Source organism: Emticicia sp. GW821-FHT11C11 (genome assembly GCF_058808615.1).
The window spans coordinates 348,026-372,666 of record NZ_JBXARV010000003.1; the positions used below are offsets into that span (position 1 = coordinate 348,026).

The 24,641-nt window shown below is 39.7% G+C and carries 16 protein-coding genes and 1 tRNA gene; 7 read left to right on the forward strand and 10 right to left on the reverse strand.

Annotation, left to right across the window (positions count from 1 at the left end):
* The 3 genes from AC1RRY_RS16670 to AC1RRY_RS16680 are packed head-to-tail and all read left to right on the forward strand — an operon-like array spanning position 1 to position 2,400.
* The gene (locus AC1RRY_RS16670; RefSeq protein ID WP_492822541.1) at positions 1-1,767 is read left to right on the forward strand and encodes a DNA polymerase III subunit gamma/tau; all 1,767 of its coding nucleotides are present in this window, start codon (positions 1-3) and stop codon (positions 1,765-1,767) included.
* Between the two features lie 28 nt (positions 1,768-1,795).
* Positions 1,796-2,236 (forward strand): DUF6934 family protein, encoded by a 441-nt coding sequence (locus AC1RRY_RS16675; protein ID WP_492822539.1) that lies wholly within the window; start codon positions 1,796-1,798, stop codon positions 2,234-2,236.
* 8 nt (positions 2,237-2,244) lie between these two features.
* Positions 2,245-2,400, forward strand: a complete 156-nt coding sequence (locus tag AC1RRY_RS16680; protein ID WP_492822537.1) for a hypothetical protein — start codon at positions 2,245-2,247, stop codon at positions 2,398-2,400.
* Here AC1RRY_RS16680 and AC1RRY_RS16685 read toward each other — a convergent pair.
* From AC1RRY_RS16685 to AC1RRY_RS16710, 6 genes are all read right to left on the reverse strand, one after another.
* A complete protein-coding gene (locus AC1RRY_RS16685) occupies positions 2,387-3,901 on the reverse strand; it encodes a tetratricopeptide repeat protein (protein ID WP_492822534.1) in 1,515 nt (504 codons plus the stop codon). The genes AC1RRY_RS16680 and AC1RRY_RS16685 overlap by 14 nt on opposite strands.
* A gap of 34 nt (positions 3,902-3,935) precedes the next feature.
* Positions 3,936-5,402 (reverse strand): hypothetical protein, encoded by a 1,467-nt coding sequence (locus tag AC1RRY_RS16690; protein ID WP_492822532.1) that lies wholly within the window; start codon positions 5,400-5,402, stop codon positions 3,936-3,938.
* A 256-nt stretch (positions 5,403-5,658) separates the two neighbouring features.
* Complete coding sequence (locus AC1RRY_RS16695; protein WP_492822530.1) at positions 5,659-6,399, reverse strand: zinc ribbon domain-containing protein; 741 nt, start codon at positions 6,397-6,399, stop codon at positions 5,659-5,661.
* Between the two features lie 100 nt (positions 6,400-6,499).
* A complete protein-coding gene (locus AC1RRY_RS16700) occupies positions 6,500-7,600 on the reverse strand; it encodes a Nif3-like dinuclear metal center hexameric protein (protein WP_492822528.1) in 1,101 nt (366 codons plus the stop codon).
* Positions 7,597-8,883 (reverse strand): M20/M25/M40 family metallo-hydrolase, encoded by a 1,287-nt coding sequence (locus AC1RRY_RS16705; RefSeq protein WP_492822527.1) that lies wholly within the window; start codon positions 8,881-8,883, stop codon positions 7,597-7,599. Before AC1RRY_RS16705 ends, AC1RRY_RS16700 begins: the two co-directional genes overlap by 4 nt.
* 10 nt (positions 8,884-8,893) lie before the next feature.
* Positions 8,894-9,415: a DinB family protein gene (locus tag AC1RRY_RS16710; RefSeq protein WP_492822525.1), complete on the reverse strand. Its 522-nt coding sequence runs from the start codon at positions 9,413-9,415 to the stop codon at positions 8,894-8,896.
* Between the two features lie 160 nt (positions 9,416-9,575).
* On the opposite strand from AC1RRY_RS16710, the gene AC1RRY_RS16715 reads away from it, so the two are divergent.
* A tRNA-Asp gene (locus tag AC1RRY_RS16715) sits at positions 9,576-9,649 on the forward strand.
* Between the two features lie 553 nt (positions 9,650-10,202).
* Positions 10,203-11,402 carry an FAD-dependent monooxygenase gene (locus tag AC1RRY_RS16720; RefSeq protein ID WP_492822523.1) on the forward strand — a complete coding sequence of 400 codons (1,200 nt, stop codon included), beginning with the start codon at positions 10,203-10,205 and terminating at the stop codon, positions 11,400-11,402.
* Positions 11,403-11,628: 226 nt separating this feature from the next.
* On the opposite strand, the gene AC1RRY_RS16725 is transcribed toward AC1RRY_RS16720, so the two are convergent.
* From AC1RRY_RS16725 to AC1RRY_RS16740, 4 genes are all read right to left on the reverse strand, one after another.
* Complete coding sequence (locus AC1RRY_RS16725; protein WP_492822520.1) at positions 11,629-11,856, reverse strand: hypothetical protein; 228 nt, start codon at positions 11,854-11,856, stop codon at positions 11,629-11,631.
* A 137-nt stretch (positions 11,857-11,993) separates the two neighbouring features.
* Positions 11,994-14,519: a cation-translocating P-type ATPase gene (locus AC1RRY_RS16730; RefSeq protein WP_492822518.1), complete on the reverse strand. Its 2,526-nt coding sequence runs from the start codon at positions 14,517-14,519 to the stop codon at positions 11,994-11,996.
* A gap of 44 nt (positions 14,520-14,563) precedes the next feature.
* Positions 14,564-15,667 carry a DUF6544 family protein gene (locus AC1RRY_RS16735; RefSeq protein WP_492822516.1) on the reverse strand — a complete coding sequence of 368 codons (1,104 nt, stop codon included), beginning with the start codon at positions 15,665-15,667 and terminating at the stop codon, positions 14,564-14,566.
* 365 nt (positions 15,668-16,032) lie between these two features.
* Positions 16,033-18,894 carry a PAS domain S-box protein gene (locus AC1RRY_RS16740; protein ID WP_492822514.1) on the reverse strand — a complete coding sequence of 954 codons (2,862 nt, stop codon included), beginning with the start codon at positions 18,892-18,894 and terminating at the stop codon, positions 16,033-16,035.
* Positions 18,895-19,950: 1,056 nt separating this feature from the next.
* On the opposite strand from AC1RRY_RS16740, the gene AC1RRY_RS16745 reads away from it, so the two are divergent.
* Both AC1RRY_RS16745 and AC1RRY_RS16750 read left to right on the forward strand, forming a co-directional pair.
* Positions 19,951-23,142, forward strand: coding sequence for a SusC/RagA family TonB-linked outer membrane protein (locus AC1RRY_RS16745; protein WP_492822512.1), 3,192 nt, complete (start codon positions 19,951-19,953; stop codon positions 23,140-23,142).
* A gap of 26 nt (positions 23,143-23,168) precedes the next feature.
* Entirely contained in the window at positions 23,169-24,635 is a 1,467-nt protein-coding gene (locus AC1RRY_RS16750) for a RagB/SusD family nutrient uptake outer membrane protein (protein WP_492822510.1), read from the forward strand.
* Positions 24,636-24,641 lie beyond the last annotated feature (6 nt).

Genomic DNA, 24,641 nt, shown 5'->3' on the forward strand with positions numbered 1-24,641 from the left:
ATGGAAAAGTTTGTAGTTTCAGCACGCAAGTATCGTCCTATCACCTTTGATGCCGTAGTAGGGCAATCGCATATTACCACTACCCTCCAGAATGCCATCAGAACTAATCATTTAGCGCAGGCATTTCTGTTTTGTGGGCCACGTGGGGTAGGGAAGACAACCTGTGCCAGAATTTTAGCTAAAACTATCAACTGCCAGAACCTGACTGAGGATATTTCGCCCTGCAACGAGTGCGAATCGTGCAAGAGCTTCAATAATAATGCATCGTTCAATATCCATGAACTCGATGCGGCATCAAACAACTCGGTAGAAGACATCAGAAACCTGACCGATCAGGTGAGGTTTCCTCCGCAATACGGTAAATACAAGGTTTATATCATAGATGAGGTGCACATGCTTTCGCAGGCGGCCTTTAACGCTTTTCTGAAAACATTAGAAGAACCTCCCGGTTATGCCATTTTTATTCTGGCCACTACAGAAAAACACAAGATTCTTCCGACGATTCTGAGCCGATGTCAGATTTTTGATTTTAACCGGATACAGATAAAAGACATGGCCGATCACTTGGCCAATGTGGCGCAGAAAGAAGGCATCAAGGCCGATTATCAGGCGTTAGAACTGATAGCCCAGAAAGCAGACGGTGGCTTGCGTGATGCGTTGTCGATGTTTGACCTGAACGTGACTTTTGCTTCGGGTAATGAACTGACGTATAGTTCGGTGCTCGACAACCTGCATATTCTGGACTACGATTATTATTTCAGAATGACCGATTACCTCTACAGCGGCAATGTGTCAGGAGCTTTATTACTTTATAATGAAGTGTTGGAGAAAGGTTTTGACGGACACCAGTTTGTAGTAGGACTGAACGAGCATTTCAGAAACCTGATGGTGAGTAAAGACCCACAGACCGTGAAACTGCTGCAAGTAGCAGAGTCAACGCAAAGAAGGTATCTCGAGCAGGCGGACAAATTGCCCTTAGGATATATTTTATCTTCACTGAGTGTAGGCAGCCACCTTGATCTTAACTACAAATCGGCTAAAAACCAACGCCTACATGTGGAGATCGGGCTGATGAAGCTCTCGCAGATTCAGAATGTTTTGAATATGAGTGACCTTCCAGCGGGCACATCAGACGAAAAAAAAAACACTAATGTAAGCCAGACTGCCGCTCCGCAACCACCTGCTGAGCCGATTTTAACCAGTAAACCAGCCGGTGCGGCACCAACTGTCACAAATGTATCTGCTCCGGTACAGGAAGTAAGACCTCAGATAAAACAAACCCCTGCGGCAACGGCACGGCCTAGTTTTGTGCCTTCTTCGCTTAAATCTACCAATATTGATATCTCAGGGCCTGCATCGAACGATAAGGCTAGTCAGGTTAATGAACCCGTTACAGGAAATGTAAAACAAACCAAAGAGTTCAGCATTGAGCAGTTGAGACGCGAGTTGCATAATTTCGCAGATGCGCAGGATAAATCAACGCTGGAAGTGATGCTGAAACGTGATTTTGATCTGAATGGCACTATGCTGAAACTCAGGCTGGATAATCAGGTACAAATGGATTTGCTGACGGGTATCAGGCAAGATCTGGCAGAGTATCTGCGGAAGCAACTACAAAACCACACTATTCAGATATCGGCCGAAATTGTTGAATCTCAGGTAGAAAGACGACCATACACTGCACAGGAAAAATTTGAATTTCTGGCCAATAAAAATCCTGCCCTTTGGGATTTGAAAGACAAGCTGGGCATGGAACTGGTGTTTTGATGTGACAATATAATGACTAAAAAAGCATATGAATGAACCGCATTATGAATTTGATAAAATTGATGATAAACTGATTTTTGAATTTGATAGTGTTAGTACTGAAAAAACAATAAAAAAGCTTATTGAATATAAGCTAATTGATGAAGAGATTTTATTATATAACCTAGCCCTTCTTGATGTGTTACCAAATGGCAAAGTAAGCGATTTGTCAGTAAGTAATAATCAGGATATGCCCTTGGTTTTATCGACAGTTTTTCAATCTATCGTTTATTTTTTCGAAAGGAAACCTGACGCAAGAGTGTATATTCAGGGAAGTACGATTGCACGCACAAGACTTTATCAAATGGCAATAGCAAAATATTTACGACAATTAGAACAGAAATTCAGTATTTCAGGTTATATTGACAAAAGAATTGAATCTTTTGAGAAAGGGAAAAACTATGATAGTTTTATCGTTTCTCTAAAATGAATGAAACTATGAAAACGAAAGAAAAAATAGACAAACACGAGAGAATTAAAACTTATAAAACCGTTGAAGAAGCTCTTAATGCTAAGCATGAAGCGGCTAGAAAGTTTATTCAATCTGTAGATAAATCCCAAATAGTAGCCTTACATCCTCCTAAAAACCCATAGCTGTCAAAGCCGCCCGGGCTTTGTTGTCTATTGATGTTTTGTACTCGTGGCGTTTGTATGACAGCGCTTTTTCAAAATAGCTCCGCGCTTTTTGTTGCTGGTTTCTCTCAGTGAAAATGTATCCTTCCTGCAGGGCAGCACTTGCCCCGAAATGCCATTGTGAATCTTTATTCTGATCCGTAAGTCTGATAGCCCTTTCATAATAAGCCAGGGCTTTGTCGATTTGGCCGGTTTTATGATAGACACGGGCGATACGATAATTGTAATCGACTTTATCCTTCATTACAGTAAAACTGTTTTCTGAAAGATTCCCGGCTTCCTGCAGCGCTTCATCATAATACCCGGCATCGAACGCCAACCGTATTCTGACCACCGACTGATGCGGCAGGGTATTTGTTTTGTTATAATTCTCGTAAAATTTCTGAGCTGCTTTGTCAGACTCGGCAATGGTATTACCGACTGACGGAATCCGCCTCAGATATTCCAGTCCTTTCTTTTCGTCACCTCCCAGCCAACTGCATAGAAACAGTTTATAGTAGGTATCTTTCAGAAATGTCTTTCCTTTAAAATTGCGGATGTAGGTATGATAAGCAGCGGCTGCCTGTGCATAATTGCCCTTAAAAAGGTTGATTTCTGCTTTATATAGTTCGGCTATAGGGAAGTACTGATAAGTGGTATTATACGGGCTTTTGCTGAGAATCTGTGAAGCCTGTTCGGTTTGACCCGTTTTTAAAGAGATTGCCGTGGCCAGATAATTGAGATTGAGGTTGTCTTTGTGCTGATTTACAGCTCGGAGCAGCTCTGCATTCACACGGTCGTTATAAGGCATAATATAGGTCTGAATAAAAAATTGGCAGAAGTCGGCTTCATCGCCCCAGACCTTATCGTGTGAAGCAGCCTCTAATTCCTGCAGACCTTGTTGAATATTGCCCTTGAGGCCCAGAAAACCCGTAACCCATTGCTGGTTTTCCGGAATGGAGCCTACCAGTACATGCAGACAACCAATCGACTTAAGATTAGGCAGAAATTTAGGAAACAGTTTCCGGTTTTCTTCTAATAGTTTGTTTGCCTGAATGATGTTCCAGGCTGCCTTTATTTCGTGACCGAATCTGATTTTGAGCAATGCCCAGTGAATTTTAAGCTCGGCTCTCAGAAAGCGGTTATAGGGTGATTGCTTATCGGTTTTTTCTATCAGGGCTAATCGCTGATCTTCTTTGCCTATTAGTTTTTCATAGGCGGCTTCATCTTCAGAATTGAGAAGCTCTACCATATCGGCATAGTTTTCTACATATATTCTGAACGGATTAGCGGGGTTTTCTGTGGCCAGTAATTCTCGTCCACTTTGGATCCGGAGCTTGAAAACCTCTGTGTAGGCCTTTTGTAGATTAGGGGTGAAGTCGGTGTTGAAGGCGTGGCAGGGAATCGTAGATACCAGCCATAGCACAAACCCGATTACAGCATTGTGAAACAGAATATTTATATGAAGTATATTGTTCAGCATCTTTGTTATTAGTGTTCTCTCATCAGTGTAATAACTATTTGGCTATATATTTACAGAAAAAAGAATCCTTATAGCCTAAATATTGATCTGATATATCGTGGTATTGATTACGGAATTTTAACTTATATGTTGCTAAATCAATTTGAGAGTTGAGCATTCCGGATGATTGTGATTGTATATGTGGTATGTTTATTATACTTCTGGCCACTGTTACAAGACTTTCGTGAAATACTAAAATAATAATAAAGGTAATAAGCCATTTTTTTCTGCCAAAAGGTAAACTGCTAACTTTCTTACCAATTATATAGGTAAAATAAAATAATGGAATGTCAGATACACGCATGATGAAATCGTTGAATAATCCGATGGTATAAAGCGGAATTAAGCACAGTAATAGAATTGATACCAGTAATAATTTATAGTCTAATTGGCTAAGGATGTGTCGGTAATAAATTAAAAATAGTAAACCTGCACCCAGCTCACTTGCTATGAACAAAATCATTATGAGTACGTCATTATACGATGTAATATACTCAAAGATGAATCCTGATATGCGATTAGGTAAATGAGCTTTGAAAAAAGAAAATACAATCAGAATGCATATCACTGAGATAACCGCTTCCAGTTTATCCAATTTATATTTTGGGTATAATTTTATGAGTAAAAATAAGTAAAAAGGAATGGCCCCGATAAATACTAAAGGAGACCAAAAGAATAAGGATGTTGCGGAAAGAAAAATAAAATTTAAGTTTTGTGTTTTTAAGGCCTTATACAAAATTATTCCGCATAGCCATGTGCCAATAACATGCTGAGGACACCAAAACAATTGAGATAAGTTTGACATATAAGTTAAACTGCCTTGAACATCGCCATTCCCGAAATACAATCGGTTCAATCCTAAGGTATAAATAGCTGTTTTTTTTGCACCATATAATAGAATAAAGTTGAAGAACTTTGCAATCGGTAAAACCGGGATTCCTCCAATTAAAAAGAATAAAACAGTTAACTTAATCCCGCCTTGTTTAAATAGCCAGAAAATAACTAAAAAAACACCCAGCCAACCCCATAAAAAACTTAAAAACGGTGCTAATGCTATGTTATTTATAAGTTTTGCAGTAAAAGTAGATGGAATATAGTATGCCAAATAATAGCACAGCATGTAAACCTTATTGTCCTTTTTTAAATAAACAGGGGCGTCGTTGGTCAATAAAATCTTGTAAATAGCATTGTGTTTCTCGTAATCATAATATTGATAACTGAATTCACCTATTCCGGATAAGAGAGTTAAGAAAAATGAAATTAGCGCAACTATCCAAAAAGTCTTATCGATAATTATTTTATGATAGGAAATCAATCTGAAAAAGAAAAACAGGCATAAAAAAAGGATTGGAATTGAAATGGCAATGTTGACCCAATCAAATAAAAAAAGTATAACTGGTAGAAATAAGTAAGCGATAGCTATTTTTTCAAAAGCTGTGCTCTTACTGTTGAGGGTATTCATTTATATAATGTTAAACCTGAACATAATTGAGTAGTTCAGCGAAATTGTGTAGTGTATATATAATATGACCCGAAAGTAGCATAAATATGCGATGAACTAAACAGGATGGCTTTTTTAAATTTGGAAATTTGATTATAGACGGATTTGTGGGTGAGCCATGTGGATATTTAGGTCTGTTTAAATGAGCCTTACGGAAAACAAAAAAGCCAAATCTTCATATGAATGAAAATTTGGCTCTCTGCGAATAAATAGAATATTATTTTCTGCTGATTTCGATGGCATCCACATCAGCCAGGATACGACCACAATGTTCGCAAACGATGATTTTCTTTTTATCTTTAATATCAGCCTGGCGTTGTGGAGGAACAATGTTGAAACAACCACCACAGGCACCACGGCGCACCGTTACAACTGCCAGGCCATTACCTGCATTGGAACGGATACGGTTATAGGCATTAATCAAACGCTCTTCAACATTTAAAGCGGCTTTGTCGCGTTGTTCTACCAATCCTTTCTCTTCCTCCTGGCTTTCAGCCACCAACACATCCAACTCTTTGCGTTTGGTTTCAAGGTCTTTTTTACGGCCGTTCATTGCTGATTCCACATCGGCAATTTCAAGGCTTTTGTTTCTGATTTTGAAATCGGCTTCTTTAATGCGTTTGTCGGCCAGTTGAATTTCAAGTTCCTGTAATTCTAACTCTTTTGAGATGGCGTCATATTCGCGGTTGTTGCGAACATTCATTTGTTGGTCTTTATACTTCTGAATCAACTTTTCGGCATCTTTTTTATTCAGACGATACCCGTTGATTTCAGCTTCTAAAGCGTCTACTTCTTTTTTAAATTTAGAAATACGTGTTTCAAAGCCAATCACTTCATCTTCCAGGTCGCGTACTTCGTCTGGCAAATCACCACGTAGCTTTTTTATCTCGTCTAATTCTGAATCAGTCGATTGAAGATTAAGAAGAGCGTCTAATTTTTGTGCAACTGTTAATTCCATAATATGTGAACCGCTACGGCGGACCGTCTTGATTTTAAAGCGTTGTTATCTGATAAAGAGACTTTGCGTTTAGCACAGCTTTGCCCCCTGAAAAATTTAATTAATAGTAATATTGCACCGGATTCGTAGGAGTTTCCGACAAATGGACTGCAAAGTTAGTGAATTTTTTGCAAATATAATCTTTCAATAATTCTTTTGTAAATTGCTCGCTTTCATAATGACCTATATCTGCAATGACGATACGATTTTCGGCATCAAAAAACTCATGGTACTTATAATCAGCGGTTATGAAGATGTCGGCGCCTGCTTTGAGCGCATCGCCCAACAGGAAACTCCCCGCGCCGCCACATACGGCTACTTTTCTGATGGGCTTATTCAAAAGGCCTGTATGTCTGATAACCGATACCTGCATATTTTGTTTTAAAAAGGCCAGAAAATTAACTTCGTCCATCGGCTGTGGTAAAATGCCGATAGCTCCCGAACCAACCTCCTGATATTGATTGTCCAACTGGGTTACATAATAGGCTATTTCTTCATACACGTGGCCTTTGCGCATACCGGCCAACACGTGGTTTTTCAGATAGCCCGGAAATATCACTTCCACACGGTTTTCTTCAACTTCTTCCATCGGCCCGCCGGCCTGCCCGATAACCGGATTGGCCCGCTCGTTGGGTTTAAATGTGCCTTTGCCTTCAACTCTGAAACTGCACTGATTATAATTGCCGATTTCACCTGCACCGGCTTCGTATAGGGCGTCTAATAGGTTGCCGGTGTGCTCCACCGGCACAAAAACAACGAGTTTCATCAACAGGTCGTTTTTAGGAGCAAGGATTCTAACCTGTTGTAAATTCAGTTTTTGAGCAATTTTGAAGCTGACACCATCTACCACATTGTCGAGATTAGTATGGGTGGCATAAATGGCAATGTCGTTCTTGATGGCTTTAATAATGGTGCGCTCTACATAGTTTTTACCTGTCAGTTTCTTTAAGCCTTTAAACACGATGGGATGATGTGCTACAATAATATTGCAGCCGCGTTGTATGGCTTCTTCTACCACCTCTTCGGTTGAGTCGAGCGCTACTAATACACCGGTAATGATTTCGTTCGGATTACCGACGATCAACCCTGCGTTGTCATACGACTCCTGATAGGGCAGGGGTGCCAGTTTTTCGAGATAAGCTGTTAAATCTTTTATTTTCATCTGGTAAGCCTGTAAATTAGTAAAGCTGTGCGTTGGGTGAGCGCCGGAAATTCTTTCAGATTGATGGTTTCTCCGGGAGCATGTGCTCCTTTACCAGAGGCGCCGAGGCCATCGAGACAAGGTACATATTGCGCAATATACGAAATATCTCCTGCGCCGCGTGAACCGGGGTCTCCTGCTTTTACTTCACCCATGTTCAGGTCAAGACTGACTTGATTCAGCACTTTTAGCAAATCGGTATTTGCCTGTGTGGGCTCCATGGCCGGTATGCCGTCAGAGAATTTTATTTCTGCGGTAGTGCCGTTGAGGTTTTTGGCTACAATCTCACGCATTTTATTGCGGGTATTTTCTTTTTGTGCTTCGCTGATAAAACGTAAATCGCCGGTTACAATTACTTTCTGTGCTATTATATTGGTTTTGCCTATGGCCTCGCCTTTGGCAGCGGCAGGGTCATAACTTACCTCGGTTCCACCTGAAATTATTCCCGGACTGAATGTGAGGTATTTTTCTGTACTGAGGGTTTCTCTGAACGTATCCAATATGCGTGCTGCCTCATAAATAGCACCGTAACCCATACTGGCATTGAAAATGCCTGACGAGTGTCCGGTTTTGCCGGTGGTGGTTAATTCCCAGCCACTTGAACCCCTACGGGCGGTGGCAGCAATATTGAAGCTCTGAGCAGTTTCATAAGCCAATGCAATATCAGACCGACGGGCTCTGTCGATAAAATCTTTACGACTGATGCTGGTAGGTTTGCCGGAGCTCTCCTCATCGCCGGTGAAATAGATCGTAATGCTGGTATCGTCCAGCAGATTCTGTGCGTGCAGCGCTTTCAGAGCTGCTATGATCATTACATCGCCGCCTTTCATATCGTTTACGCCTTGTCCAGTTGCGGTAGAGTCATTCAGTCGGGTAAATGGTGTAAACGGCATTGATTTTTCGAACACTGTGTCCAGATGCCCGATCAGAAAGAGTTTCTTGCCCTTTTTGCCCTTGCGATAAGCCACCAGGTGTCCGGCTCTGTTGAGGGAATCAGGCAATGAAATCCATTCAGTAGTAAAGCCCAGCGCTTCAAATTCTTTACGGAAGATTTGCCCTACCTGTTTTACTCCTGCGTGGTTCAGGGTACCACTGTTAATATTTACTACCTGTTCGAGCAGCTTTTCGGTCTGGGCTGCGTTGGCTTTTATATGTTCAATTACTTTTTTTTCGACCGGACCGATTTTCTGCGCCAGTACATTGAAACTCAGCAATAACAACAAATAAAGAAAAGTTTTTTTCATGATGATGATTTTATAGATAGCGTTCGTTCAGGATTGTCAGGTGGTGCAATTCATGACCCGGAATCAACCAGGCCAACGCGCGAGCCGTAATCGGCAAATGATTGGCCAGCCCTAAACGAGATAATTCACGATTGCTGAGCGATTTGAAAAGCAAGATAGTAGATTTTCGTTGTGCTTTGTGCTGTAGCAGCAAACTTCTGAGACTTTTTTTATTGAAGTTGGTACCTGCCACATAGCGGGCCTCATCAAAGCCCGGCAGAGATTGTTCTTCGCCGCGTGCAATGCACATGGCACGGTAGGCGAGTATACGTTCGGTGTCAATCAGGTGCCCCAGAACCTCAATGGGTGTCCATTTACCCTCAGCGTAGCGGTAGAAATGTTTTTCAGCAGGCAGCGATTTGTAAAAGTTTTCCACAATGGAAATATTTTCAACCATTTGTTTCAGAGCATCGTCAGATGTAACTTGTTGAATATAACTGTTTTGATATGACTGGGCGTTGTACTCCTGAGGGGTAGGTTTAAAAATTTTCATATTTTTTTCGTTTAAGGGCTTGACACGCAAATATAATGTTCCTACCTTTGCAGTCCCAAACGATGAGGGAAATAAAATTCAGGAACGTTCAGGGAAATACGGTTCGGTAGTTCAACGGTGCGACGTTTCGCTTGGTTAGAATATCAGCCACAAAATATTCGGTTCGGTAGTTCAGTTGGTTAGAATACCTGCCTGTCACGCAGGGGGTCGCGGGTTCGAGTCCCGTCCGGACCGCAAAAGCACTCAGCGATGAGTGCTTTTGCGGTTTTTTGAGGTTTTGCATACCTCCCTGCAGCTTTTAAGATTGACCCCTTTCATCGAAATTTCTCCTTCTATCGGATCAAATTTAAAACCTGTGGGGTAGATAAAGTCAGGCATAGATTTTCGTAAGTCATTTCTGGTCGCTATTGACAAAATTGACCACATCGAGAAAAACAGGATTCAGATTGCAGGCCAGATTATTCCTGTCAGTGATATTTATGCCGAATCCTTTTATAAAATGTTGACGGGGTTTTAGTAGAGGAGATATTGACTGCTTAAGTAACCTTCAGATTTAAGCCATTTTTATATAAATGTATTTAAAAACTTGTGAGAGACACGCCAATCGCTCACGTCTATTGCCCCCTAATCCAGCATTTAATTGACTGGATTTTCTACAATCGTAAAATATTATAGAAAAATCAGGCCGAGTTTCTGTAAAAATAGTTATACATACTAATTGCTCGTCAACTCTTTCAGATTGTTGAATAGTACCAGCTAATGATATTGAATATTTTTCTTTTCATTGATGACAAAATCTAAGAAAGTACTTATTTCAGGAGCCAGTATTGCAGGCCCAACATTGGCATTCTGGTTGGTTAAATATGGCTATCAAGTTACTATTGTCGAACGAGCATCCTCGCTTCGTCTGGGTGGGCAGAATATCGATATTAGTGGGCCTGCAGAGGAAGTGATTAATGAAATGAGGATCAAGACCGCTGTAAGGGACGCCAATACGGGTGAAATTGGTTTGCAGTTTATCGGGCAGGATAATGAACCAAAAGCTTCTTTTCCGAAAGAGGCAGCCCTCACAGGAACCCGTGAACTGGAGATTATTCGGGGCGATCTGGTCAGCATTTTGTATGATAACACAAAACAAAACGTTACCTATCAGTTCGGCGATTCTATAACGTCAATAGAGCAGTACCCTGACCAGGTGAAGGTAACCTTTTCGAGTGGTAAAACAGAAACTTTTCAGCTTGTTATTGCCGCTGATGGTATTCGTTCAAGCACCCGTGAACTGGTATTTGGCAAAGAGCCGATATTCAAATATTTAGGGCTTTATATCGCTTATATGACTATTTCACGCCACAAAAACGACACGCAATGGTGGCGCTGGTATACTGCCGTTAACAAACGCGTTTTAATGCTGCGTCCTGACAATCATGGAACTATGCGTGCTTCTGTGGCATTTCTGGAAGCTGATAAAGGTTACGAAAAGTTGTCAGCAGATAAGCAGAAAGATTTACTGAAAAAGAAATTGGTGGGAGCTGGATGGGAAGCCGAGCGAATAAGCGATGCTTTGGAAAAATCGGATGATGTTTATTTAGATAAAATTGGTCAGATCAAAGCACCCAGATGGTCTGTTGGAAGAGTGGCGATGGTTGGCGATGCCGCGTATTGTCCCTCACCTTTATCTGGTAAGGGAGCATCTCTAGCTATAGTGGGAGCTTATGTATTAGCCGGTGAATTAGCCAGACATGAAAATCATGAGGATGCCTTTGTGGCTTACGAGAAGTGCCTGCGCCCATATGTGGAAAAGATACAGAATCTACCGCCAGGTGTACCCTGGATTGTGTATCCAAAGACGAGATTTGGTGTAGCATTACTGAATACATTTGCAGGTATTTTTGCCAGTAAGTCGGTTCAAAAACTAGTTAATCTTTTTAGCTCTAAATCTAAAGATAAAACGAAAGAAGAAGGTTTTGAACTGCCGGATTTTAATTAAATATTGTTGAAAAGGACCACCATCATTAATTATATTGTCCCGGCGTCTTCAATACTTATATAAGAGGGCACAGAGCCAAAGGTTTTAAAATCAAAATATACTAATTGACTATGAACTGTTAAATTCGTCCAGTATAGATTGTAATATGTTCATATTGTTTAACATAGAATTATAAATCTTATCCTCCCAATTACAAAGAGTCGATTATTCAACTCTAAGCATTTTACTAAACTTCTCTTCTGCGTAATCCTTTGGTATACCAGTAGGCTATATTCTTGCCACCTAAGGTGCTGGTATCAATTTCAAAAGGTAAAGAACCGAATACCTCAATGAGTTTTGAATAATTATATAGTTTTGGTTGTCCTCGATTATATTCCCAATAGACTACAACTTCTTTAGTTCCTTTAATATTTTTGCGAGCTGTTAAATAGTAAGCTGAAATGAGAGTAAGCATTCTGAGGTTTTTCTAATAGAGCATGTGATTGATCAATAGCTATGCTATTTAAACCAAGATTTGAACTACTAAGCTGCTTAAACCAATAGTTGATATCAAAAGACCAGAAGCTTTTTGTCGGTAAATTCTGCATAAGATTATTCAGAATAAATTAAATGGCTAATGTTTGGTTTATTCCTTTTCCTCCATTTAACTATTTCAAACCAGGCAACACATAGAAATCCTACACCTATGCTAATGAGCAATTGAGAGAGATTTAATGGATAAAACTGAAAGAATTTTGCCAATGGATTTATATAAAGAAGCATCGCCATCAGTACAAACGTAATACTGATAATGAGTAAAACAAGGTTGTTTTTATAGCGTAAAGTTGTGAGAAACGAATAATAGAATGAACGATTTTCTAAGGTCAGAAATATATTTGCCGCTATAAGCATAGTAAATACCATAGTGCGTGTAATAGATTCATTGAAGCCATGATGAATCGCATATTGATAAATAAACAAAGTACCTGAGGTAATCATAAGCCCTTGTATAATACTGGTTGTTAGTTCTTTCACATTAAAAAAAGTACTGGTAAAAGGCCGGGGTTTCTGAATCATGGTATTTTTTTCCATGGGCTCGTTTTCGTAGATAATTGAGCAGGTTGGACCCATTATGAGTTCTAAAAATATAATGTGCACCGGAGAAAAAATATTTGGGTATATCCAGCCCAATGCTAATGGAAGAAAGACTGTCAGGATAATCGGGATGTGAATAGAGATAATGTACTGAATGGCTTTTTTGAGATTAGTATATATTTTCCTGCCTGTGGCAATGGCATCAACCATTCCTGATAAATCGTCTTCCAATAAAATCAATGAAGCTGCTTGTTTGGCTATTTCAGTTCCTTTTTTACCCATGGCAATGCCAATGTTTGCAGCTTTTAATGCGGGTCCGTCGTTCACACCATCACCGGTCATGGCAACAATTTCATTGTTCTTCTTTAAGGCATTGATGATTCTGAGCTTAGCCTCCGGGAACATTCTGGTATATAGATTGGTTTCCTGCACAACTCCCTGCAAAGCGTCTTCTGATAACTGCATCAGTTCGTCGCCTGTCATACTTTTATCATAACCTTTGAAACTAATCTGTTGAGCAATAGCGGCAGTGGTAGCGGCATTATCGCCTGTAATAATCTTTACTTTTATGCCCGCCTCATAGAAATTTTCTAATACTTCCGTGATATTCTGCTTAGGTGGATCATAAAAAGAAACAATTCCTTTAAAAGTAAATGTAAATTCCTGTTGTTTTTCAGGGAAATCGTTTCCTTTAAATTCTGCTTCACCTACTCCTAATACTCTATATCCATAGGCCGTAATAGTCCTGATAGTTTCTTCAATCTGTTGTTTTTCAAGTGCTGATAGATTCGAAACATTGATTATAGCTTCTGGGGCACCTTTGACCGCAATAATCCTATTATGTTTATCATTCTCAAACAAATGCGTCATCATAGGTGGTTTACCAGATAAAGGATATTCATGAATCATTTGGTAAAATGGTCTTTCATCCACATTTGCTATTTTATCGTAAGCTTCATGCAAAGCTATTTCCATTGGGTCAAATGGGATAGGCTCACTGGCAAACATTGCCAGCCTGATTAGTTCTTTTTCATGTTCATTCAGGGTACTACCAATCCTAGTTATTTTCTGAGAGCCCAGAACATATATATCGGCCAGACTCATTTTATTTTCGGTGAGTGTGCCTGTCTTGTCAGTGCATATAACTGTAGCACTCCCCAGCGTTTCAACGGTTTTTATCTGTTTTACAATGATTCCTTTTTTCATGAGTCGCCATGCTCCTAATGCCATAAAAGTAGTAAAGGCCACAGGAATTTCTTCAGGCAGAATACTCATAGCCAAGGTAAGTGCCTTGAGCAAACTATCGAGAACACGATACGTAATGAAATAGTTGATGAGCCATACAGTGATGAAAATAACAAAGCCTACAATGATCATCATTTTCACAAAATTGTTTATCTGTAATTCTAATGGTGTCTTTTCTTCTTTGATACTTTCTAGGCTTTTACCAATTTGCCCTAGTCGGGTATTCTTACCGATAGCAGTAATGTTGGCAATGGCCAAGCCACTTGATACGGTTGTTCCCTGATAAACAAAATGGTCTTCTTTCGTTTGGTCTTTAAAAATCGGGAGAGATTCACCAGTGAGAATAGATTCGTTGACAGAAAAATCATTCGAATGAATGATACTACCATCAGCTGTAATTGATGTGCCTTCTTCTACTACCAGGCTATCGCCAATAACCAGATCATCACTCGAAATGGATATAATCTGTCCATTCCGGATAACTCTACATGTAGGTTGAGTATAGTTTTTTAGCTTTTCTAAGGCATTCCGGCTTCTGTTATCCTGATAAATGGAAATGAATGATACTAATATGATAGCACAAGAAAGAAAAATACCATCTGCAACGGCACCATTAATAAAATAAATACAATAAGTAACCAATAACAAGATAATCATTGGTTCTTTGATTAAGCCTTTTAAAACACGAAGCAAACCACTTTCTTTTTTATAGATTAATTGATTCGTTCCATGTTTCTGACGAGAAATAAGCACTTCTTCGTCGCTTAATCCTCCTATATTAAAATTATTTGAGGTCAAAATGAAATAGGATTAGTATGAAAGAAAACCTGATAAATTTACAATTATTTGGGCATATTGCAGTTGTATTGAACACCGGAAGTATTGAAAATTCCATAAATTAAATCTTCTTCAGGATATTTATAGATGGCTTCTGCATAACTGGCTAATTTATATCCGTTGATTCCCCTATAATTTTTAAAAGGGGTTTCCCAAGGTATTTTTTTCATTACATTTTCTTTTTCGAACGCATAACGGTCGTTTGAAACAAAATTGATAAGTTCGCCTTTGTCGTTAAAGTATAGCCATGCAGTAATTGTAATATGATTGTTGGTGAAAGAGGCCTTTACCTGATTACCATTTGTTTCTATCCATTGAATTCTTTTATCTATCAGCGTTGCAGGGGCAAGACAGCACATATCATTAAAAAACGTGACCGTTTCTGCCTTTCCCATTTCTTCTCCCGATTGGTACTGAACTTTAAACAATGACAATAAACGTATGTCCATAAACGCATGACCATTTTTGAAAGAATGGAAGCCTGCTACGGGCATATGTTTCATGGTAGCATTCATAAAGAAAAGACGCGTGGAGGATTCAATAAAATTGTGCTGTTCAGACGTAAAAGGCATCCATTCCGATTGATTGTTCTTTCTTATTTTGCCTCTGAACTCAACTTTGAAATTTGTTACTTTGGGTTTTCCTACTGATTGAGTATAATATAAGTATTTTTTTACAGGCTCTGGCAAATCTTTTATGTCTGTTTCAGTCAATAATGAGTCTGGTTGATTACCCGACTGCCTAAAACCTTCTTTTACTTCAATTTTATATGTATTGTTAAAACTCCAGGTTCCATAACCTAAGAGTATGACCAGCAAAATAATAACATTAGCTATTGTGCCAAACTTTGCATCCTGCCAGGAATTGATAATGGCTATTTGAGAAATGATGATTCCACATAACCCATACAATAGCCAGTAAGAATTTTTATAAGCAAGTAATATGGCAGCATATACCAATAAGAAGAATGCAACTAACCAGCATATACCCATCAGTTTTGAGATAGGCTGAATGAGAGCCTTTATTGAAGCTAGGTTAAATGCTTCAATGAAACCAAGTGAGTGTATAAAACTATGGATCACTAACAGTATTAAAAATGCTATTCTCATAAAGTTTTTACCAAAGTTCTTTATTTAAATAGCCATAGTATATGACTGTCGTCATACTTGTATATAATTGGCATCAGATAAGATTGTCATTCACTAACATCTATACAAGATATTTAGATTAGATGTAATAGTCAAGACTTAATCTGACATCTGGGTACTAGAATTAACTATCAGATTATCTCATTTTAGCAATTGTTTTGTTTATAATCTAAGACAAAATATTGTCCAAAAAAGTTAAAAACGAACCAACGGTTCGATTGTGCCCCCGCTCAGCCGCAAAAAGTATTCAGAGATTAGTGCTTTCTTATTTTATATTGAGGTCAATAATCGACTCATGCTGGTCCGCCTGAATAATCCTAAATGTTTCAATTAAAGGGTAAATAAATATCAAAAGTAGCTCCCTGATTCACTTCGCCGGTTGCAGAAATAAAACCATTGTGATTTTCAACTATTTTTTTCACAATTGCCAATCCGATACCGGTGCCTGTAAACTCGCTTTTGCCATGTAAACGCTGGAAAATATCAAAAATACGTTCCTTATATTCTTCATTAAATCCAATACCGTTATCTGATATAGTTACCTGATAATATTTTTGGTACTTATTCAAAGGCAGCTCTTCTATACTATCACCATTTCTAATACAGCTTTTTATCTGAATATGCGGCCGAACATTGGGTTTCGAAAACTTCAGGGAGTTACTCAATAGATTGGCTAGCAATTGTTTAAACTGAAAGGGAATTACTCTAATATTTACCATTTCTTCTACTTCAACAATGGCATCCTTTTCAGCTATTATTTCTTTAAAGTCTTCTTTTACTTCATTGATTAGTTCATTGAGATCAGTATTTTCAAATACGCGTTCGATGATGTTTGTTCGTGAATAAGCCAATATATCATCAATCAGTGTTTGCATCCTTATTACAGCATTAGATATGCGTTCTAAGAAATCCTGGCCATTTTCAGATAAGTTCTGTTTTTCCTTCTCCAGAAGTCGGCTGGAAAATGTTCTTATTTTTCGGAGGGGTTCCTGTAAATCATGACTGGATACATAAGCAAAAGATTGTAGTTCTGCATTCATCCGCTGAAGCTCCCTATTTTTTTCTTCCAGTTCTTTTGCATTTGTCTTTATTCTGTCTTCAGCTTCTTTTTTCTCGGTCAGGTCATGCGTTACCTTAGAAAATCCTACTACTTCATTTTGCTCATTGTGGATGGCTGTAATCACTATATTCGCCCAGAATAATTCTCCGTTTTTTCTCATTCGCCATCCTTCATGAACCACCTTACCCGTAAGCCTGGCCTGTTCTAATAACTTTCCAGGCAATTGACTTTCTTTATCTTTTTCAGGATAAAATATAGAAAAGCATTTCCCTACAATTTCCTGCGCGGTGTATCCTTTTATTTTTTCGGCACCTTTATTCCAGTTTTCAACTATTCCGTTTTTGTTCAGGTAGATAATTGCGTAGTCCTGCACTTCTTCTACCATTTGGTGGTAGCGCTCCTCACTGTTTTTCAGCGCTTCGTTTAATCCTTTCAGTTCTTTGATTTTCTCCTGAACATTCTTTTGTAATGTTGAAGTAATATTCTTTTGTTCCTGAATATCGGTACTTGTTCCTACCCACATCTGTATATTCCCCACTGCGTCTTTCTGTGGGATGGCTCTGCTTAAATACCAGTAATAGTTACCATCTTTGTGCCGGAAGCGGTGTTCAAACATATAGTCCTGGCCGGTATTGATAGCCTCCGTCCACTTTTTCAGGTTTTCATCTTTGTCGTCAGGATGAACCAGTTCCAGCCACTTATCCATTTTTACTTTTTCAGGTGATATGCCCGAAAAAGTAAAAATAGATTGATTATAGTAATTGAGATTCCCGGCAGGGTCGCTTGTCCAGACAAACTGTGGCATGAAATCAGCTAATAATCTGAATTTTTGTTCTCGTTCCTCCAGCGTCTTCTGGTAATTCTTTTCTTCGGTAATATCTTGTATCGTGCCTATTATTTTGACCGGCTCGTGGGTATCATTGTAAAAGAATCTACCTTTTACCTCAACCCAATGAATAGATTGATCGTCCCAAATGATGCGGGTTTTAAAATTCAGAGACCCTGTAATTAAGGCTTTTTGATAAGAACTTATCCTTATGGGCTCATCTTCAGGATGAATTTGTTTACTTAAATACTGATAACTTAAGGTAGCATTTTCCTGATGGCCGAAAATCTTTAGGTAGCGTCCTCCATATATCAACTCATTGGTTAGCAGATTCAGCTCCCAAGTGCCCAGTTCACTTGCTTCAACTACAATAGATAACCTTTCTTCGTTTTCGCTCAATTGTTTTACTGTCTTCACTTGTGGTGTAATATCCTGCAAAGTGCCACTAAAACGGTACGCAATATGATTGTCGTCAAATACTGCTTTCCCTTTGGCAAGTACCGTTATTTCCTGATTAGTTACCGGATTCAGTATAGTATACTCAATATGATAATTACCCCCCGACTCAAACTGCAAAGCCGTTTGAATGGCATCGATAACTTTTTGTCTGTCTCGTTCTACAATTCTGCTTAGGGCTATAGGTAGTTCTATTTCATTATCAGGGGCTAAACCAAACCATTTTTTTAAGCGGTCGTTACCGGTAAATCTGTTGGTTTGCGGGTCTAAATCCCAAGTACCTAACTCTGCAGCATCAATAGTAAATTGTAATTGCTCCTCCCGAATCTCAATTTCCTTTAAACTATGAATATATTGTGTTGTTTCATAGCAGGTAACAAAGACTCCGGCAGGGGTGCCGAATTCATCATTAACCGGACTATAGCTGAAAGTCCAGTACACGTCTTCAATTTTACCATTTCTATATATCGGCACTAACTGGTTTTCACTCCATGTTGCTTCACCTGTGGTGAGTACCTGGTCGATCAATGGTTTGATAATGTGCCAGATTTCCGGCCAGGCTTCCTCGGCTTTCATGCCTAGAATATGCGGATGTTTGCCGTCTTTGCCTAAACTGGGTCGATACGCGTCGTTATAAAAGCAAATTAAGTCTGGTCCCCACCATAAAAACATGGGAAATTTTGAGTTAAGAAGAAAATTTAAGATAGTTCTTAAGCTGGATGGCCAGTTTTCAGGACTACCAATCTCTGTTTTGCTCCAGTCTTTCTGGCGGGTTAATTCAGCCATTTCACCGCCTCCCAGTATAAATGAGGGAACAGTATTATTTGCCGGGGGGTTAGATTTCATGCTTCTATTTTACTCTTGAATTGTATAAGTGTTGAAGTCGATTTATCATCCTAAACAGTATTTGTCATGTAAAGCCATTTTATCAAATATTTCTGTATCCATTGGAAACAAATAAAAGAAAAATCAGCATAGAACAAAATTAATAAAATTGTACTCCACAAAACATGAGATGAGAATTAAACCATTGGCATTAAACAGGCCTTAGTGCACTCACATCAGGGTATTCTATAAAACTAATGTATGTTTTCAAATGTTTCAGCCTCTATGCAGGTGTATCAGGCCTCTCACTTATGGCGTTTGTAACATTGAAATACTTCAAAGCTGTTTTACGTGAATGTAAGCATTTCTAAAAATGTTTGCAGGTTTTATCTCTTTTATTGCAAGCAGTAGTAACTCATAAGGACTATAAAATTATTCGATTTGTAAAAACGTATTGTCATATTCTTTGGTAAAGATTACTTACATGTATAAACCGACATTGATAAAGCAGGAAAGCCTGGGTTGAGCACATTACTGAAGCCTCTAATTTAAAACCATTGTTCACAAAAGACCAAATTGAAGGGATTCACACCATTGAGGCAATGCAAAAATGCCGGGAACCGGAGTAAGGAGTTGATTTTGGCATCGTTCAGTTATACTCTTCATTTTATTTTTGCAAAGTATAATAAGATTAGCACGTAAATATTTATTAGGAAGGATGCAGTGCATAAAGCACAGATTTCTTTGGCGGAGAAATAGCCTTTATTCTTGCGTGATTATTTATAGGATTATTTCTATGGATAATAATAATTTATCAACTTTCTGAGGTTTTCCATCTACAAAAATCTTATTTGTATATCATTCTCTTGCATTATATTTTATTCTTCCATAAGTTTGAATCATTAATCTATAAAATTGATAGAGTAAATAGTTATTCTTCGTTATGGATTAAAAAAAGGCCATTTCTGCTGCAACAGAAACGGCCGGAGTTTAACAAACAAGTTCATCGCTAAATGATTCCGACAGGTAAAACCTACCTGTTCAGTTTTTAATGTTTATTTAAACCACTGCAAAGTAATGAAAAAAAATTACTACCTGTTAATTCCGGTATTCATTTTGTTGTTTTCCTCTACCTACTATACGTACGGGCAGAATAACGAACCAACGATTAATGCAAAACTTAACGGCCGTATCCTCGACCAGAAAACAAAAGAGCCCGTTATTGGGGCGTCAGTACAAATAAAGGGTACTACCAATGGCGCTACCACCAATCAGGAAGGCTCTTTTTATCTGCAAACCGGTCAGAAATTCCCCTTCACTCTGGTAATCAGTTACATCGGCTATATCAGCAAAGAGGTCAAAGTAGAGTCATCTCCGGTTGTCATCGACCTTGAAGAAGACGTGAAACAACTGTCGGAAGTGGTTGTGACGGGATACACCAGCGAGAGCAAAAAGGCTTTTACTGGCTCGGCTGTTAAAATAGGTGCTTCTCAATTAGAAAACCGTCCTGCGCAAAGCCTTGACCAGTTATTGGGCGGACAAGCCGCCGGGGTAAACATTGTTCAACCCAGTGGTGCGCTGAATAACACACCCGTATTTCGTATCAGAGGTATCAACTCAATCACCTCTTCGGTATATCCGCTTATTATTGTGGACGGAGTTACTGTTTTTACCGGCTCAGCAGGTGGTTCTGTGGGTAACAATCCTTTGGCTGATATTAATCCGAATGATATTGAGACCATCGACATTCTGAAAGATGCCTCGGCAGCAGCTATTTACGGGTCCCGTGCTGCCAATGGGGTTGTAGTCATTACTACCAAAAAAGGCAAAAAAGGAAGGACAAAAGTTAACTACGATACCTGGGTAAGTTGGAGCAGCGCAAATAACCTGCCTGACATACTAAACGCTACTGACTACGTAACCATTAAAAATGAGGCAAGAGCCAATGCAGGTTTAAGCCAGGGTTTTGTTTTAGGCAAAAATGCAAATGGCTCAAATATTGAAACCAACTGGTATGACGTGGCCTACCAGACAGGCGTATCACAGAATCATACACTCAATGTGTCAGGCGCTAATGAAACCACCAGTTATTTTGTTTCGGTTAATTATTCTGACCAGAACGGTATTCTGAAAACCAATACCTTCAATCGTAAATCAGCCCGCTTGAATGTTGACCACAAGCTTAATAAGATTATAACAGTCGGTACCAATTTCTCTTTCAGTAATTCAATAAACGCCGGGCCTAATTCTGGCGCCATCGGGCCAAATTCAATTGCGAGTTCATCAGGAACAGGCGTCAATACACAATACATAGGTTTGCAGCCATTAGCGCGTATGACCTACATTCTACCGCCCAACGTTCCGGTATATAATGCTGACGGTTCTTACAACATCAATACCGCGAATGGTAATATCGGCTATGGTCCTAACAGCACTGCCTTAGGGGTTTTCAATGCCTATAACCTGCAGACGGTATTAGATTTAGATAAAAATACATCGGAAAACAACACACTACTGGGTAGTGTATTCGGTGAGATTGAATTGTTGAAAGATCTGAAACTGAGAACCGTGTATGGTATCAATAATCTGGTAGTTGAAAATAAGGAATTCAGGAATCTGCTAAGTGGAGATGGTTTCCCTACCAAAGGTACTGCCGCTAATGCCAACACCATTTATTTCCGTTCTAACTGGACAAACACCCTTACCTATAATACAGCTTTCAATGAAAATCATAATCTGAAAGTGTTATTGGGGCATGAGGAAATCTACCGTAAGGTTGATGGCTGGGGCGCTACACGCACAGGGCTTTCAGATCCCTTCTTTACCAGTTATCAGGGAGGGTATACAAATATTACACCCTCTTCAAACATTCAGTCTGAAAACGGATTGCTTTCATTTTTCAGTACCATCAACTACGATTATAAAAGAAAATACCTGGCCAGCTTCAACTTCCGTCGTGACGGGCTATCTGCACTGGCAGCCGGAAACAAGTGGGGTAATTTTGGTGGAGGTTCGATAGGTTGGAACATTTCAGAAGAATCTTTCTATCAGAATTCATCGTTCAGCCGTATCATCAATTCCTTAAAAGTCCGCGCCAGTTATGGGGTGGTTGGTAACAGTAGTCTGAATGATTACGCTGCTATTTCACAATACAGTTCAAGTACTTATGCCGGCGTGCCTACCTTATATTTCAGTCAGGCCGGTAACTCTGCTTTGCGTTGGGAGTCGAGCAAAAAGACTGATGTAGGTCTTAGTTTCGGCATCCTCAATAACCGCTTTACTGTTGAGGCCGATTACTACAAGAATATAATCGATGATTTGATATTGAGTGCGCCACAGTCTTCGTCGCAGGGTATACCCGGCAACTCCATTGCAGCCAACGTGGGGTCATTGTACAATGAGGGTATTGAGTTGGGCATTACCGCCAACCTGATCAGCAAACAGAAGTTTCAATGGAGTGCCAATTTCAATATTGCTACCCTGAAAAACAGGGTAACTTCTTTAGGAACAGGCGGAGACGTTTACCCCACCTCATTGACTACTTTCGGTATTCAGAATATCACCCGCGAAGGCTATTCGGTTGGTTCTATTTTTGCGGTGCCTAGTCCCGGCATTAATCCGGCCAATGGGAACCGACTTTACGTAAACCGGAATAACGAGACGGTACAATATGACGCACTTACTAAAAGATTCTCTTACTTAGATGGTGCCACTGCACCTGTCATAGACAACTACGCCGATGGTCGTATCCAGGGGCCATCATTGCCGACTTACTACGGTGGGTTGAACAATAACTTTACTTACGGCAATTTTGATTTAGTAATTGGTTTAATCTTCTCGGGTGGTAATAAATTATACAATGGTACCCGCGGAACATTATCTGACCAACGCTATTTTAATAACGGTACTTTCATTAAAGACCGCTGGACAACGCCGGGACAAATAACAGATGTTCCGAAACTAATATGGGGTGATAGTTTCACCGGTGGGTTTTCTTCTACCAACTCAGCTTATGTGGAAGACGGCTCATTCCTGAAACTAAAGAATATCCTCCTGAGCTATAACTTGCCTATAAAAGACGGAGCTCTTTCTAAGTATATCAGTTCGGCCAAAGTGTATGCACAAGGTGCCAATCTGCTCACATTTACCAAATACAGAGGTGCAGATCCGGAGATATCAATCAACGGAAATTCAGTTAACTCAGGCAAAGACCAGAATGTGCCGGTCAACTCTACTGTAGTTACATTGGGCTTAAACCTTGGTTTCTAAATTACCATTCTTAAAAATGTATTATCATGAAAAGCAGCAATAGAGTTAATAAAAATAAAAGTAGAAGGTTGATTGTAACACTAGCAGTGTTGGTATTTTTTTCTGCCTGCCGCGATAACTTGTTAGAAACCGTTCCGGTAACGAGTATATCCACCGAGGCGGCCTACAGCACCCCTGAGAAAATTCTGGCTCAGGTAAATGGGTTGTACAGCCAGTTCGGGAGCCAGTCTTACTTTGGTGGCAGGCATTTGATTTTTAATGAACAGAGGGGTGAAGAATTCAGCCAGAACGACGGTAACAACTCTACGGGTGCCAATGTATGGAATCAAACCATCAGTGCATCCGGCGACTTTGTGAATGCCGTGTGGAGTTCGGCTTATTCTACCATCAACTCAGCCAATATTCTGATTGAAAACCTGAATACGTCAAAGGTTTTGTCGGAAGACTTACGAAAAAACTATATAGCTGAGGCCAAATTTTTAAGAGCCTTTGCTTATTACAGTCTGGTGCAAACCTATGCCAAACCTTACCTGCAAAACAGTAATGCTCCGGCTTTACCGTTAAGATTAAAAGCTGAAACCGCAGGTGGCAATAACGATTTTGCCTTTAGTACAGTGGCAGAGGTATATACACAGGTTTTAAAAGATTTGAACGAAGCTGAAACAGACCTGCCGACCAGTTATTCGAGTGCTTTATTGATTGCTTCAAGAGCACATAAAGCCACGGCTATTGCCCTAAAAACCAGAGTGAATCTTTCAAAAGGAGATTACACAGGTGTAGTAAACGAGGCAAAGAAAATAGTAGCAGATACAACAACCTTCCAGTATTCATCAGGCACTCTGGTTCACAAACTAGAGGCTAATATTGCTACGGTTTTCTCAGGTTCTTATGTAGGAGGAGAGGTTCTTTTGACAATCCCTTATTTATTACCTACCGAAGCCCCGGGTCTGCAAAGTGCCTTAGCTGCCAATTATCTCACACCCGTTGTTTATCTGAATCCCGATGCTATTGTTTCAAATACCGCATTTTCTACTGCTTCTACCGATGCCCGCAAAGGCTTACTGACTACCAATGCTACCGGACAAAGACTGTTACGGAAATTCCCGAAAAACAGTGCACCATTCAGTGATTACGTACCGGTTATCAGATACGCCGAAGTATTGCTGAATTATGCCGAAGCCGCTGCCCAGAATAATGACTTAGCCACGGCCAAGGCTCTTTTGCGGGCGGTTAGAAAGCGTTCAGACGCCGGCTTTGTGTTCCAGTCAGGCATCAGTACAAAAGAAGAACTGGTCAATACGATTCTGACCGAACGCAGAATTGAACTGTTAGGCGAAGGATTCCGCACACCTGACTTGCTGAGAAGAGTACAGAAATTACCGGGCAAAGTAGGTAACGCAGGGGTAGCTCCTGAGGTTTTACCGACCGCCGGTAACTATGTATGGGCGATTCCGAGCAATGAGCTGGCCTATAACAAACTGGCACCCAGATAATACACA

What these genes read in the sequence shown, in the direction of transcription:
- AC1RRY_RS16735 (WP_492822516.1), bottom strand. Translation starts at nt 15,667, where the DNA reads ATGAGAATAGCATTTTTAATACTGTTAGTGATCCATAGTTTTATACAC.
- AC1RRY_RS16695 (WP_492822530.1), bottom strand. Translation starts at nt 6,399, where the DNA reads ATGGAATTAACAGTTGCACAAAAATTAGACGCTCTTCTTAATCTTCAA.
- AC1RRY_RS16710 (WP_492822525.1), bottom strand. Translation starts at nt 9,415, where the DNA reads ATGAAAATTTTTAAACCTACCCCTCAGGAGTACAACGCCCAGTCATAT.
- AC1RRY_RS16670 (WP_492822541.1), top strand. Translation starts at nt 1, where the DNA reads ATGGAAAAGTTTGTAGTTTCAGCACGCAAGTATCGTCCTATCACCTTT.
- AC1RRY_RS16720 (WP_492822523.1), top strand. Translation starts at nt 10,203, where the DNA reads ATGACAAAATCTAAGAAAGTACTTATTTCAGGAGCCAGTATTGCAGGC.
- AC1RRY_RS16675 (WP_492822539.1), top strand. Translation starts at nt 1,796, where the DNA reads ATGAATGAACCGCATTATGAATTTGATAAAATTGATGATAAACTGATT.
- AC1RRY_RS16725 (WP_492822520.1), bottom strand. Translation starts at nt 11,856, where the DNA reads ATGCTTACTCTCATTTCAGCTTACTATTTAACAGCTCGCAAAAATATT.
- AC1RRY_RS16700 (WP_492822528.1), bottom strand. Translation starts at nt 7,600, where the DNA reads ATGAAAATAAAAGATTTAACAGCTTATCTCGAAAAACTGGCACCCCTG.
- AC1RRY_RS16740 (WP_492822514.1), bottom strand. Translation starts at nt 18,894, where the DNA reads ATGAAATCTAACCCCCCGGCAAATAATACTGTTCCCTCATTTATACTG.
- AC1RRY_RS16750 (WP_492822510.1), top strand. Translation starts at nt 23,169, where the DNA reads ATGAAAAGCAGCAATAGAGTTAATAAAAATAAAAGTAGAAGGTTGATT.
- AC1RRY_RS16685 (WP_492822534.1), bottom strand. Translation starts at nt 3,901, where the DNA reads ATGCTGAACAATATACTTCATATAAATATTCTGTTTCACAATGCTGTA.
- AC1RRY_RS16690 (WP_492822532.1), bottom strand. Translation starts at nt 5,402, where the DNA reads ATGAATACCCTCAACAGTAAGAGCACAGCTTTTGAAAAAATAGCTATC.
- AC1RRY_RS16680 (WP_492822537.1), top strand. Translation starts at nt 2,245, where the DNA reads ATGAAAACGAAAGAAAAAATAGACAAACACGAGAGAATTAAAACTTAT.
- AC1RRY_RS16705 (WP_492822527.1), bottom strand. Translation starts at nt 8,883, where the DNA reads ATGAAAAAAACTTTTCTTTATTTGTTGTTATTGCTGAGTTTCAATGTA.
- AC1RRY_RS16745 (WP_492822512.1), top strand. Translation starts at nt 19,951, where the DNA reads ATGAAAAAAAATTACTACCTGTTAATTCCGGTATTCATTTTGTTGTTT.